Genomic DNA, 12576 nt, shown 5'->3' with positions numbered 1-12576 from the left:
CCGCTGGCGTCCAGTTGCTGTTTGCCACGCTTTTCAGGCAAGAATCGGCTGCTGGCAAGCCCCGTGGTTTGCCGCCAATTGCCGCGCGATTGCTATTGCCGCAGTGCAACATTAGAAAGACCGCTTTCCCAGTTCAGCGAAAGGCCAGATCATGCCGCAGCTCTCTCCCGCCGATCCGATCGTCATCCTGTCCTATGCCCGCACCCCGATGGGCGGGATGCAGGGTGCGCTGGCCGATGTTTCGGCCACCGACCTTGGCGCCACGGCGATCAAGGCCGCGGTCGAGCGCGCCGGGGTGAAGGGCGAGGAGATCGAGCGAGTCTACATGGGTTGCGTCCTGCCCGCTGGCCTGGGCCAGGCCCCGGCTCGTCAAGCCACGATCAAGGCCGGCCTGCCCAAGTCGGTCCAGGCCACCACGGTCAACAAGGTCTGCGGCTCGGGCATGCAGACCCTGATCATGGGCGCCGAAGCCCTCGCCGCCGGAACCATCGACCTGGTCGTCGCGGGCGGGATGGAGTCGATGACCAACGCGCCCTACATCCTCAAGAAGCACCGCTCGGGCGCGCGGATCGGCCATGACACGGCCTATGACCACATGTTCCTCGATGGCCTCGAAGATGCCTATGAACCGGGCCGAGCGATGGGCACCTTCGCGCAAGACACTGCCAATGCCTATCAACTGACGCGCGAGGCGCAGGATGCCTATTCGATCGAATCACTGCGCCGCGCGCAGGCCGCGATTGCCGATGGGGCCTTTGCCGATGAAGTGGTGCCGGTCACTGTGGTCAGCCGCTCGGGCGAAACCGTGGTCGATACCGACGAGCAGCCCGGCAAGGGCCGCCCGGACAAGATCCCCAACCTGAAACCCGCCTTTGCCAAGGACGGCACGATCACCGCCGCAACCTCAAGCTCGATCTCGGACGGTGCCGCCGCGCTGGTGCTGACCCGCGCCAGCGTTGCCGCGGCCAAGGGCGCGACGCCGGTGGCCAAGGTGGTGGCCGTGGCTGCCCACGCGCAGGAGCCGAAGGATTTCACCACCGCGCCAGTCGGTGCAATCAACAAGGTGCTGGAATGCGCTGGCTGGAAGCTCGACGATGTCGACCTGTTCGAAGTGAACGAGGCCTTCGCCTGCGTTGCCATGTTCGCCATGCATGACCTCGGCATCCCGCACGAGAAGATCAACGTTCACGGCGGGGCTACCGCACTGGGTCACCCGATTGGCGCCTCGGGCGCGCGGATCATCACCACGCTGATCGCCGCACTGAAGCGCCACGGCAAGACCAAGGGCGTCGCCAGCCTGTGCATCGGCGGCGGCGAGGCCACCGCCGTCGCTATCGAACTCGCCTGATCGAACTGCGGGGGAGCCTCAGGGCTCCCCTGCCCCCCACAGCCTGTCCTGCCGGACAAAACCCTTGCGCTGGCCCAGCGTGAATTCGCACCAGCCTTCCTCGCAATCGCCCAGCAGGCCGACGATACCTGGCGAAAGCCGCCAGTTGACCTTGGCCCCGCTATCGGCGGCGGCGCGCATTTCGGCGGGTTCCTTGCCGATCACATAGGCGGTGCGCTCGCGCGTCAGAAAGCGCGACAGGATCCAGCCCTTGGCCCCGTCGGGATCCTGCACCAGGCGCCACCCATCCTTCACCCGCAGCACCTTGAGCGGCAGTTGCTGGCGGCGATAGACCCAGGCAATCCGGTAATCCTCCGCCGGGCCCACCCGCATGTTGACTTCGCTCGCCCGGATCGAGGCCCAGTAGGGCACTTCGATTTCCTGCGCGCTGGCCGGCGCGGTCCAGGCCAGCACGGCAAGCGACAGGGCGAGGATTCGGTTACGCGGCATGATTCGCTGATAGCGGCGGCGCGGCAGCAGGTTCAAGCGGCTTGACCGCCTGCCCCACCCGGGCCTAGCGGATAACCATGCCGATCGTATCCGACACGCCCCTGGCCCGCCGTGTTTCCGGCAAGCCGCGCGTCCACATCACTCGCCGCCTGCTCCCCTCGGTCGAGGCGCGCATGGCCGAACTGTTCGACGTGGTGACGAACACCGCCGACGCCCCGCTTGGCCGCGACGGACTGATCGCGGCGATGCGCGATGCCGATGTGCTGGTTCCGACCGTAACCGACCGGATCGACGCGGCTATGATCGAGGAAGCGGGTGATCGGCTGGGCCTGATCGCGAACTTCGGCGCCGGGATCGAGCACATCGACCTGGCCGCTGCGCGGGCGAAGAAGATCATCGTCACCAATACCCCGGGCGTCTTCACCGACGATACCGCCGACCTGACGATGATGCTGATCCTCTCGGTGCCGCGCCGCCTTGGCGAAGGCAGCCGACTGGTGCGCGACGGGGCCTGGACCGGCTGGGCCCCTACCGCCATGCTTGGCCGCTCGATCGGCGGCAAGCGCCTAGCGATCGTCGGCATGGGCCGGATCGGACAGGCGGTGGCGCACCGCGCGCGGGCCTTCGGGATGGAGGTGGTCTATCACAACCGCCGCCCCCTGCCCGGATCGATCGAGACCATGCTGGGCCTGCGCTATGAGGCCGATCTCGACCGGCTGCTGGCCGATGCCGACATCATCTCGCTGCACTGCCCGTCCAGCGCGGAAACGCACCACCTGCTCGACGCAAGGCGCCTGGCCCTGCTCAAGCCCGAAGCCTTCGTGATCAACACCGCGCGCGGGGACCTGATCGACGAGGAAGCGCTGATCGCCGCGCTGCAAAGCGGACACCTGGGTGGTGCAGGTCTTGATGTCTATGCCCGTGAACCGGCGGTCGATCCGCGGCTGATCGCGCTGCCCAACGTGATTACCCTGCCGCATCTTGGCAGCGCGACCATCGAGGGCCGCGCCCATGCCGGGGAAAAGGTGATCGCCAATATCCGCTTCTGGGTCGATGGCCACCGCCCGCCCGACCAGGTGCTGCAAGGCTGGGCCTGATCCCAGTCCCCAAGCAGGCTCGCTTGCCCCGGCCCCGAAACTTGCTCTAAGCCCGTGATGGCACGGAGTCGCACAGCGCCAGCAAGGCGCGCGCCGTAACAGGGGGAGAAGCGGAAATGGGCACTGTTACTCGGATGGCCGTCACGGCAACCGCCTTGCTGGCCGCCAGCCCCGCGCTGGCCCAGGAACTGGTGCCCGGCACCCTCGACACCGGCGATACGGCCTGGATCCTGACCTCCGCCGCACTGGTGCTGTTCATGACCATGCCGGGCCTGGCGCTATTCTATGGCGGGCTGGTCCGCGCCAGGAACTTCCTCTCGGTTCTGGTTCAGGTCGGCGCGATCGCGGCGATGGCGTCTGTCCTCTGGATCGTGGCCGGGTACACCCTGGCCTTTGGCGATGTGACCAGTGGCTGGCTTGGCGCCGGCAATGCCTGGATGCTGATCGGCACAGAGGGCCTGCTGCGCGGCGAACTGGCGATTTCGGAGCGCACTTTCGCGCTGTTCCAGCTGACTTTCGCGGCGATCACGCCCGCGCTGATGGCCGGGGCCTGGGTCGATCGCGCCCGGTTCGGCTGGGTCGTGGGGTTCTGCGCGCTGTGGGGCCTGATCGTCTATGCCCCGGTGGCGCACTGGGTTTGGGGCAACGGCTGGCTGGCGACGACCATCGGCACGCTCGATTTCGCGGGCGGGATCGTGGTTCACACCACGGCCGGCATTTCGGCGCTGGTGGTCGCGCTGCTGCTCGGCAAGCGCCAGGGTTTTCCCAGAACGCTGATGCTGCCGCACAGCCCGGCGCTGACCATGGCCGGGGCCGCCATGCTGTGGGTCGGCTGGTTCGGGTTCAACGGTGGCTCCGCCCTCGCCGCCAGCGATGACGCGGCCAGCGCGATCATCAACACCCACCTGGCCGCCAGCGTGGCCGCACTGGTCTGGCTGCTGATCGAGCGGATCTCGGTGGGCAAGCCCACCTCGGTCGGCTTCGCAACCGGCGCGATCGCGGGGCTGGCCACCGTTACTCCGGCTGCCGGGCTGATCTCGCCCGGCGCGGCGATCATCTTCGGCACGCTCGCGGCGCTGGTCTGCTACCCTATGATCCAGTTGGTGAAACAGAAGTTGCAGATCGACGATTCGCTCGATGTCTTCGCCGTTCACGGGGTTGGCGGGATCACCGGATCCTTGCTGCTCGGGGTGTTCCTTTCGGCGGACCTTGGCGGATCAGGTTATGCCGAGGGCATCGGCATGATCAACCAGGTCGCCGCCCAGGCCGTTGGCGTCGGGGTGGTGGCTCTATGGTCGGCGATTGCCAGCGCGGTCATCGCGGTGCTGGTCAGCCTCGCCTTCCCGATGCGCATCAGCGAGGATGACGAGCGCGAAGGGCTGGACATCACCAGCCATGGCGAGCGCGCCTGGGAACTGGACTGAGAGACTCCGCTTTGCTCGCTGGCGAGGCTCCGCAACCTGTCCCGGTAAGGCGCACCGTCGCGCTGGCTTTCACTGCGGCTGGCCGGGCGACCCGTTCGGAACTGGTCAGTTACGCTCTCGCCGCTGCCTTCGTGATGTTGGCGGTATCTTTTGTGACTGCGCTGGTGGCCGACTATCCGGTTCGCGCGCTGGTCAGCAATGGACTGACCGTGATCCTCGCAATCCCGGTCCCGGCGCTGCTGGTGCGGCGCCTGCACGATCAGGGCCGCAATGGCTGGGCGGTCTGGCTGGGCTTGCCCGGTTTCATTGTCTGGCTGGTGCGGACCGGCATCGCGCTGTCACAGGGCATGCAGGCCAAGATCGAGCTCGACCGGATGACGTGGATCCTCGATTGGGTGGTGATCCTCGCCAACCTGGCGCTGGTCCTGCTGCTCGCGCTGCCGGGCACGGCTGGGCCAAACCGGTTCGGCCCCGATCCGCGCCGCAGCGCCGCCTGATTCTTCAGCTCAGTCCCCGGTCAGGATGCGATCGACCAGTTCCTTCACCGAGGGGGTGAAGTTGTTCGAATAGAACGGGTCCTGCTTGAAGCGATAGGCCGCATGACCCGCGAACATCAGGTTCTGGTCCACGTCCCCGCCATGAGCGATATCCTGCAGGGTCTTCTGGATGCAGAAGCTGCGGGGATCGGCCAGGCGCCCGGTGGTGTAATCGTCATGATCCTTCCATGACGAGAACCCGCAGTGGCTTAGGCAGCCCATGCAGTCCTTCTGGTCCTGCTGGATCGTCCCGCGCTCCTCGGGCGATACGAACACGATCGTATCGTCCGGCGTGCGCAGCCCTTCGGTGAAGCCCTGGGCCGCCCAATTGCGGGCGCGTTCCAGATCACGGGGCGCAACCCAGAAGTTCTTGCCGCGCACCCCGACATCGAGCTGCACGGTGTGTTCCCCGGCCTGGACCTTGGAATAGGGCACCTGGCGTTCGCTGCGCGCCTCAAGCATGCGCAGGAAGGGATTGCGGACGGCCGAGGAATAGAAACCGGTCGGCGAGAAGCGGTGGAGCAACACGTCGCCCGGCTCCAGCGTGCGCAGGTGGTCCTTCCAGGTCTGCGGGATCGGGCTTTCCTGGGTCAGCAGCGGACGGGTGCCATACTGGAAGGCAATCTTGCCGAGTTCGGGATTGTCGATCCAGTTTTCCCATTCGCGCAGGAACCAGACGCCCCCGGCCATGACGATCGGCACCTCTTCCGAAACACCCTCGGCCCGCATGGTTTCGCGCAGGGCCTTGACGCGGGGATAGGGATCTTCCGGCTTGAGAGGGTCTTCCGCGTTCGACAGGCCGTTATGCCCGCCCGCCAGCCAGGGGTCCTCGTAAACCACCGCGCCCAGCCATTCGGGCACCTTCGAATAGGCGCGCTTCCAGAGCGCGCGGAAGGCACGGGCCGAACTGACGATCGGCAGGTAGTAGACGCCAAAACGGGCGGCGATTTCGGACAGCTTGTACGGCATGCCCGCGCCGCAGGTTACGCCAGCCACCAGGCCCCTGGTCTTTTCCAGGACGCCTTCGAGGATCTGCTGCGCGCCGCCCATTTCCCACAGGACGTTGATATTGATTGCACCCTTGCCGCTGGCGATATCGTAGGCACGCTTCACCTGCTCCACGGCACCGTCGATGCCATAGCGGATCAGTTCCTCGTGCCGTTCGCGGCGGGTCATCGCATTATAGACTTGGGGAATGATCTTGCCTTCGGCGTCATAGCTGTCGGCATTGACTGCGCTGACCGTGCCGATCCCGCCCGCCGCCGCCCAGGCGCCCGAGCTGGCGTGGTTCGTGGCCGAGACACCCTTGCCGCCTTCCACCAGCGGCCAAACCTCGCAGCCACCATAAACAATCGGCGTCAACCCCTTGAACGTCATTATGTTTCTGTCTTTCCCTTGGCCGTATTACATGGCTTTATCGCGGCTGGCTCAGGCCGGGGCCCAACCGCCTCGAACTGCGCATAATAACCGTTGAGTTCCGGTCTACGCACAAATTCCACGAGGCGGAAGCCCACCGCCTGAAATTCGCAGAACAGCAATTGCGGCGGGATGCCGTGCTGGTCGGTCGGCCGATCGACGTCGACCACGATCACCTGCCCACCTGCCCGCAGCGCCGGGCGCATCCGCCACAGGAAGGCATAAGGTTCGGTCACTTCGTGGTACATGTGCACCAGGAAGATCCGGTCAAAGCTGTTGGCCGGAAGGCGCGGGTCGTCGGGCGCGCCGGTCTTGATCGAGACATTGTCGAGCCGCTCGCGCTCGACCCGCTGGCCAAGCCGCTGGATCGCGCCGGGGTCGATATCCTGCGCCAGCACGCGACCCTTGGCCCCGACCCGCTCGGCCAGGCGCACGGTGTAATAGCCCTCGCCCGCCCCGATATCGGCCACGGTGGTTCCGGCGCCAATGGCGGCCAGATCCATCACCACCTCGGCCTCGCCCAGGTTGTCGCGCTGATCCTCGTTGCGGAACTCGTTACCCGATAGCGTGGAAACCGGTCGCCACGCCTGCGGGAAGGCGCGCGAGCTATCAGGCCGACCGGGATCCCCGGCCTCGCCACAGGCCGAAAGCAGGACTAACGACGCCAGGAGCGCAAAAGCTCTCAATCATCATCCTCCACGTCGACCTTCTCGCCGGTCACGCGCTGGGCCAGCGCAGCGGCCATGAACGGGTCGAGCGCACCATCGAGCACGTCCGACGGGGTCGGGCTGGTCACGCCGGTGCGCAGGTCCTTTACCATCTGGTACGGCTGGAGGACATAGGAACGGATCTGGTGGCCCCAGCCGATATCGGTCTTGGCGGCGTGTTCGGCGCTGGCGGCTTCCTCGCGCTTGCGCATTTCCTCTTCGTAAAGCCGCGACTTGAGCATGCCCATCGCGATTTCGCGGTTCTTGTGCTGGCTGCGGTCCTGCTGGCTGGCCACCACGATGCCGCTGGGCACGTGAGTGATGCGAACCGCGGAATCGGTGGTGTTGACGTGCTGCCCGCCAGCGCCGCTGGCGCGATAGGTGTCGATCCTGAGGTCGGCCGGATTGATGTCGATCGAGAAGCTGTCATCGATCACCGGATAGACCCAGACCGAGCTGAAGCTGGTGTGGCGCCGGGCCGAACTGTCATAGGGGCTGATCCGGACGAGCCGGTGCACGCCGCTTTCGGTCTTGGCATAGCCATAGGCATTCTCGCCCTTGACCAGGATCGTGGCTGACTTGATCCCCGCCTGTTCGCCCGCCTGGTACTCGATGGTATCGACCTTGAAACCGCGCTTTTCGGCCCAGCGGGTATACATGCGGAACAGCATTTCCGCCCAGTCCTGGCTTTCGGTGCCGCCCGCCCCGGCGTGGATTTCGATATAGGTATCGTTGCCATCGGCCTCACCGGCCAGCAGGGCCTGGACCTTGTCGGCATCGGCGCGGACAGCCAGGCGGGCCAGGGCATCGAGCCCTTCCTCGATCGTGGCCTCGTCGCCTTCCATTTCGCCCAGTTCGACGAACTCGATCGCATCGGCCATCTGGGTCGAGATGTCATTGACCGTGCCAACGGCCGCCTCGAGCCGGCGGCGTTCCTTCATGACCGCTTCGGCTTCCTTGGGATTATCCCAAAGCTTGGGATCCTCGACCCGGGCATTCAGCTCGTCGAGCCGCCGCAGCGCGCGGTCCCAGTCGAGGAACTTGCGCACCAGCGCGAGCGCTGCTTCGATCCGGTCGATATGGGCCTGCCCTTCGGCACGCATGATTCTGAAACTCCATCAATCCGGGCCAATGGCCCGCGCGGCGCCCGCTTAGCGCAAGGACGGCGATTGTAAAGGCGGCGGCGCGGATCAGCGCTTCTTGCGCAGCCCTTGAACCGCGGCGAGGGTCAACCGCACGTGATCGCGATAATCCATGTTCGAATGGACGAACCGGACCCGACCATCCTGGCCGATAACGTAGCTGGTGCGAGTGGTAAGCCCGGTCGAGACACCTTCGCGCTTCAGGTCGACATCATAGGCCTTAATGATCGCGGGGGTGGCCATGGCAACGGCAAACTTGTCGCGGCAGGCTTCGGTGGAGAATTTCTGCAGCGTTAGCAGGTCATCGGCCGACATCCCGATCACGGTCGCACCGGCAGCGGCAAATTGCGGCGTCGCCTCGGCAAAGGCATTGGCTTCCAGCGTGCAGCCCTGGGTAAAGGCCTTGGGATAGAAGTAGAGCACGACCGGCCCCTTGCGCAGCGCAGTCGCCAGGTTGAAGCCAAACGGCTTGCCGGCCTTGGCACCCTTGGTGGCAAAGGTCGGAGCCTTGGCTCCTTCCGGCAGGTTGGCCAATGCGGGCTGGCCGAGCGGCAGCAGCAAGGCAAGGGCGGCGAGACGGCGGATGATCGGGCGCATGGGACTATCCTTGGCTGGAACCTACTGCATGATGACGCTGCTGTCCGCCGCGATCGAAGGCACGGCCTCGGCCCCTTCACCGGCTTCGCTGGCCTTGGCACCGCGCTTGATCGCGGCGATCAGGGCGTCGCGCTGCTTGGCCAGTTCATCCCGCCGGGTGGTGCGCTGGGCCTCGCTATCCGCCTTGAAAGCCTCCCAGATGATGCCGGACTTGGGATCATCGGTCGGATCGCCAGCGAAGACGCGCTTGCCGGTTACCCGGTCGATCTTGACCCAGTGGATGTTGGCGGGGGCCACGAAGGGCCGGTCGCTCCAGCGATTGCGGCTTTCCTGGACGAACTGCCGGAACATCGGCGCCGCGATCGAGCCACCCTGGGCATAGCCGCCCAGCGAGCGGGGCTGATCGAACCCAAGATAGACGGCCCCGACGATATCCTGCGAACCACCGGCGAACCACACGTTGGTCGGTCCGGTCGTCGTCCCGGTCTTGCCGAACAGCGGCAGGTTGAGATCGCGCAGCACCGTTGCCGTGCCACGGGTGACCACGCCCTGCAGCATGTGGACCACCTGGAAGGCCGTGCGCGGGTCCATGACCTGCTTGCCGCGGGAAGCCAGGCGCGGCATCGGCTTGCCATCCCAGCGCGCCATGTTGCACTGCTCGCAGCGGCGACTGTCGGCGCGCCAGATCACCTTGCCGTTGCGATCCTGGATGAAGTCGATCAGCGTTGGCGGGAACTGCACCCCGTTGTTGGCAAGGGCGGCATAGGCGTTGGCCATCTTGAGCACGGTGGTTTCCCCCGCCCCCAGCGCGAACGACAGGTAAGGCGCGTAGCGGCCGATACCGACCCGGTCGATCTCGCGCACCACGTTGTCCATCCCGGCGTCGTTGGCGATCCGGACGGTCATCAGGTTGCGCGACTGTTCAAGGCCCCAGCGCATCGTATGCGTGCCCCCGGCCCCGCGCATGTCGAAGTTACGGAAGCACTTCTGGCCCAGTTGCGCGCCCTGATAGACGCAGAAGGTGCCGTCCAGCACTTCGGAAGCCGGCGTAATGCCCTGATCAAGCCCGGCGGCATAGACGAACGGCTTGATCGTCGAGCCCGGCTGGCGCTGGGCCTGGGTGGCACGGTTGAAGCTGCCAAGGCCGCTGTCGAAGCCGCCCTGGATTGCCAGGGCCCGGCCCGAATTGGGATCGACCACCGCCATCCCGCCCGAAACCTCGGGCACGGTCTTGACGGTCCAGGTCGAACCGCTGATCGGCGCGGCGGCAATCACGTGGCCAGCGCGCAGTCCATCGGGCAGGCCCGTCAGCGCGGCCGTGCTGCCATCGCCAAAGCCGATCCGCGCCTGGTTGCCCTGCCGCGAGATCACGATGCCGACACGCCAGTTCTGGTAGGATATCGACAGGCCCTGGACGATCAGCTGGCTCTGCCAGTTGTCCGGATCGAGATCGACCTTGGCCAGCGGTCCATACCAGGCTCGCCCGCCATGATAGCGGACCAATCCAGTGCGCAGTGCGTTCTGCGATGCCTTCTGCAATTGCGGATCGAGTGAAGTACGCACCCACAGACCGCCCGCATAGACGCTGTTCGGCCCGGCTTCGGCGGTTTCGCCATACTTCTCGATCAACTGGCGGCGCACTTCCTCGACGAAGTAGCCAACCGAGGAATCCCAGGATTCGGCCTGGCGCGGGATCAGGCCCAGCGGTTGTGCCTTGGCTTCCGCCGCCTGCGCTGGCGTGGCCCAACCATTGTCGAGCATCTGATCCAGCACGTAGTTGCGCCGTTCGATGGCCTGCTGCTGGTACTTTTCGCGACCATAGCGCTCCGGAGCCTTCGGCAGGATCGCGAGGAAGGCCGCTTCGTGCAGCTTGAGATCACCCACATCCTTGCCAAAATAGGCACGCGCGGCAGCCTGGACGCCGAAGCTCTGCCGACCGAGCGGAATCTCGTTAAGGTAGAGCTCGAGAATCTGCTGCTTGTTGAGCACACCCTCGATCCGGCGGGCCAGGATCATTTCCTTGAACTTGCGGGTGATCGAATACTCGTCGCCGATCAGGATGTTCTTGGCGACCTGCTGGGTGATGGTCGAACCGCCAACCGCCCGTTCACCGGAACCGAGCTTGGAGACATAGTCGATCACCGCTCCGGCGAACCCGGTGAAGTCGATCCCGCCGTGTGACCAGAAGGTCTTGTCCTCAGCCGAGAGATAGGCGTCGATCAGCGGCTTGGGGAAATCGACAAAGCGCAACTGCACGCGCCTTTCGCGGGCATAGCTGTAGACGATCTCGCCATTCACCCCGCGCACCATGGTCGGCAGCGGCGGCTGATAGCTCAGCAGGCGGTCGGCCGAAGGCAGGTTGCGCAGCACCGAGGCCCAGACCACGAAGTACAGCAGCAGCATGCCGCCAATGGCATAGCCGGCCATGCGAAACGGCTTGCTGGTCTGCCAGTTGCGTCGGAACCATTCCCCCACAGGATGTTCGCGCAGCCGCGTCAGCAGCCCACCGGCTTCGCGGCGGATGCGCAGGCGGATGGATTCGGCACCTTCGGTCATCGTGCGGCGGGCTCTAGCATAGCGGCAAAGGGCATTGCTAGGGCAAGGCGGGCGCCGGAGCGCTCTGCCGCGCGAAATGAACCCGGATTGCGCTGGCCAGCACCGTGGCAAAGGCGCGCTGCCCCTCGCTGGAGGCCAGTCGCGAACGGTCGGCGGCATTGTTGATATAGCCGCTTTCGACCAGCACCGAAGGAATGTCGGGCGCCTTCAGCACCGCGAAGGCAGCCGACTGGACCGAGGTCTCGCGAAACGGCAGCTGCCCCTGCCCCTCGCGCACGACCAGACCGCCGAAGGCTTCGGACAAGGCGCGCATCTCGCGCTGCGACAGGTCGACGAGGATCGCCCCGACCCCGTCGCTCTGTTCGGCAATGCGGATCCCGTTGACCTCGTCGGCCGCGTTCTCGCGTTTCGCGATCCGCTCGGCGGCCTCGTTGCTGCCCTTGTCGGACAGGACATAGACCGTCGCCCCGCTGGCGCCGTTGCCAACTTCGGTGCTGTCGGCATGGATCGAGATGAACAGGTCGGCCTTGAGCCGCCGGGCAATGTCGGGCCGAACCGGCAGTGGCAGATAGCGATCGTCCTCGCGGGTCATGGCAACCCGAACCCCGCCCTGACGGAGCAATTCGTCACGCAGCGCCGTAGCGAGGCGAAGCACCAGATCCTTTTCCCTGAGATTGTCGGCCCCGGCCCCGGGATCCTTGCCGCCGTGGCCAGGATCGATCACCACCAGGGGGCGACTGGCATCCATCGGCCCGCGCACCACCGGCAAACCGGCCAGATCGTCATCGCCGGGCAGATCGACCCGCACGACATAGCCATAGCCCCGGCCCGGCCCGCCAAAGGTGCGGTCGACCGCCACCATCGCGGCAAAAACCGCCACTGGCGCAAGGAACAGCAACAGGATCCGCAAGGTGCGTAGCATTACCACCCGTGCTAACGCGCGGAATCGAAGGCGGCAATTGTTCGCCCGCTGCTTTCCCCTTTTGTCCCCGCACCCTTGCCGCCTGCCCCGGCCAGTGCTAGTCATGCCGCTGCGGGGTGACCGATCGTGGTCTGTTGCGGTGTTGTCCGTTCAAGTTGAACGTGGTGGCCGGGCGATGGATCGGACCGATCTTCAAGGTTGCCTGAGCCAAGGAATTCCGGGCCGTTCGCCCGGTGACACAGGTTGATGCCGGAATGAGAATTGGTTCGTTGCCTGCCAAGTCCTTGCCCATCGGGGCAATGGCTGCGTGGGCATATGGACCGGCGCGTCAGATGATGCAGC

General features: G+C 65.7%; 11 protein-coding genes. 4 read left to right on the top strand and 7 right to left on the bottom strand.

Translation table 11 applies throughout. The features are described 5' to 3' along the window. The first annotated feature begins 151 nt into the window (after nt 1-151). Nucleotides 152-1348 (top strand): acetyl-CoA C-acyltransferase, encoded by a 1197-nt coding sequence (locus tag O9281_RS05740; RefSeq protein WP_298183667.1) that lies wholly within the window; start codon nt 152-154, stop codon nt 1346-1348. An 18-nt stretch (nt 1349-1366) separates the two neighbouring features. On the opposite strand, the gene O9281_RS05735 is transcribed toward O9281_RS05740, so the two are convergent. After that, a complete protein-coding gene (locus O9281_RS05735) occupies nt 1367-1837 on the bottom strand; it encodes an SH3 domain-containing protein (RefSeq protein ID WP_298183666.1) in 471 nt (156 codons plus the stop codon). 77 nt (nt 1838-1914) lie between these two features. On the opposite strand from O9281_RS05735, the gene O9281_RS05730 reads away from it, so the two are divergent. The 3 genes from O9281_RS05730 to O9281_RS05720 all read left to right on the top strand — a co-directional run bounded on the left by O9281_RS05730 (nt 1915) and on the right by O9281_RS05720 (nt 4855). Next, complete coding sequence (locus tag O9281_RS05730; protein ID WP_298183665.1) at nt 1915-2934, top strand: D-glycerate dehydrogenase; 1020 nt, start codon at nt 1915-1917, stop codon at nt 2932-2934. Between the two features lie 116 nt (nt 2935-3050). Continuing rightward, nucleotides 3051-4358 (top strand): ammonium transporter, encoded by a 1308-nt coding sequence (locus tag O9281_RS05725; protein WP_298183664.1) that lies wholly within the window; start codon nt 3051-3053, stop codon nt 4356-4358. A gap of 11 nt (nt 4359-4369) precedes the next feature. Next, nucleotides 4370-4855: a DUF805 domain-containing protein gene (locus tag O9281_RS05720; protein WP_298183663.1), complete on the top strand. Its 486-nt coding sequence runs from the start codon at nt 4370-4372 to the stop codon at nt 4853-4855. A gap of 9 nt (nt 4856-4864) precedes the next feature. On the opposite strand, the gene O9281_RS05715 is transcribed toward O9281_RS05720, so the two are convergent. The 6 genes from O9281_RS05715 to O9281_RS05690 all read right to left on the bottom strand — a co-directional run bounded on the left by O9281_RS05715 (nt 4865) and on the right by O9281_RS05690 (nt 12234). Next, nucleotides 4865-6271, bottom strand: coding sequence for a nitronate monooxygenase (locus O9281_RS05715; protein WP_298183661.1), 1407 nt, complete (start codon nt 6269-6271; stop codon nt 4865-4867). Continuing rightward, nucleotides 6271-6996 carry a class I SAM-dependent methyltransferase gene (locus O9281_RS05710; RefSeq protein ID WP_298183660.1) on the bottom strand — a complete coding sequence of 242 codons (726 nt, stop codon included), beginning with the start codon at nt 6994-6996 and terminating at the stop codon, nt 6271-6273. Before O9281_RS05710 ends, O9281_RS05715 begins: the two co-directional genes overlap by 1 nt. Next, a complete protein-coding gene (gene prfB / locus O9281_RS05705) occupies nt 6993-8120 on the bottom strand; it encodes a peptide chain release factor 2 (RefSeq protein ID WP_298183659.1) in 1128 nt (375 codons plus the stop codon). The genes O9281_RS05710 and prfB overlap by 4 nt, the downstream gene beginning before the upstream one ends. 87 nt (nt 8121-8207) lie before the next feature. After that, nucleotides 8208-8756, bottom strand: coding sequence for a peroxiredoxin (locus O9281_RS05700; RefSeq protein WP_298183658.1), 549 nt, complete (start codon nt 8754-8756; stop codon nt 8208-8210). 21 nt (nt 8757-8777) lie between these two features. Next, entirely contained in the window at nt 8778-11312 is a 2535-nt protein-coding gene (locus O9281_RS05695; RefSeq protein ID WP_298183657.1) for a transglycosylase domain-containing protein, read from the bottom strand. A 37-nt stretch (nt 11313-11349) separates the two neighbouring features. Beyond that, nucleotides 11350-12234 (bottom strand): N-acetylmuramoyl-L-alanine amidase, encoded by an 885-nt coding sequence (locus tag O9281_RS05690; RefSeq protein WP_298183655.1) that lies wholly within the window; start codon nt 12232-12234, stop codon nt 11350-11352. Nucleotides 12235-12576: the final 342 nt, after the last annotated feature.

Source organism: Novosphingobium sp., assembly GCF_027531025.1.
GTDB lineage: Bacteria > Pseudomonadota > Alphaproteobacteria > Sphingomonadales > Sphingomonadaceae > Novosphingobium.
The sequence above is the reverse complement of the archived record's forward strand: the minus strand, read 5'-3'. Positions and strand labels throughout refer to the sequence as shown.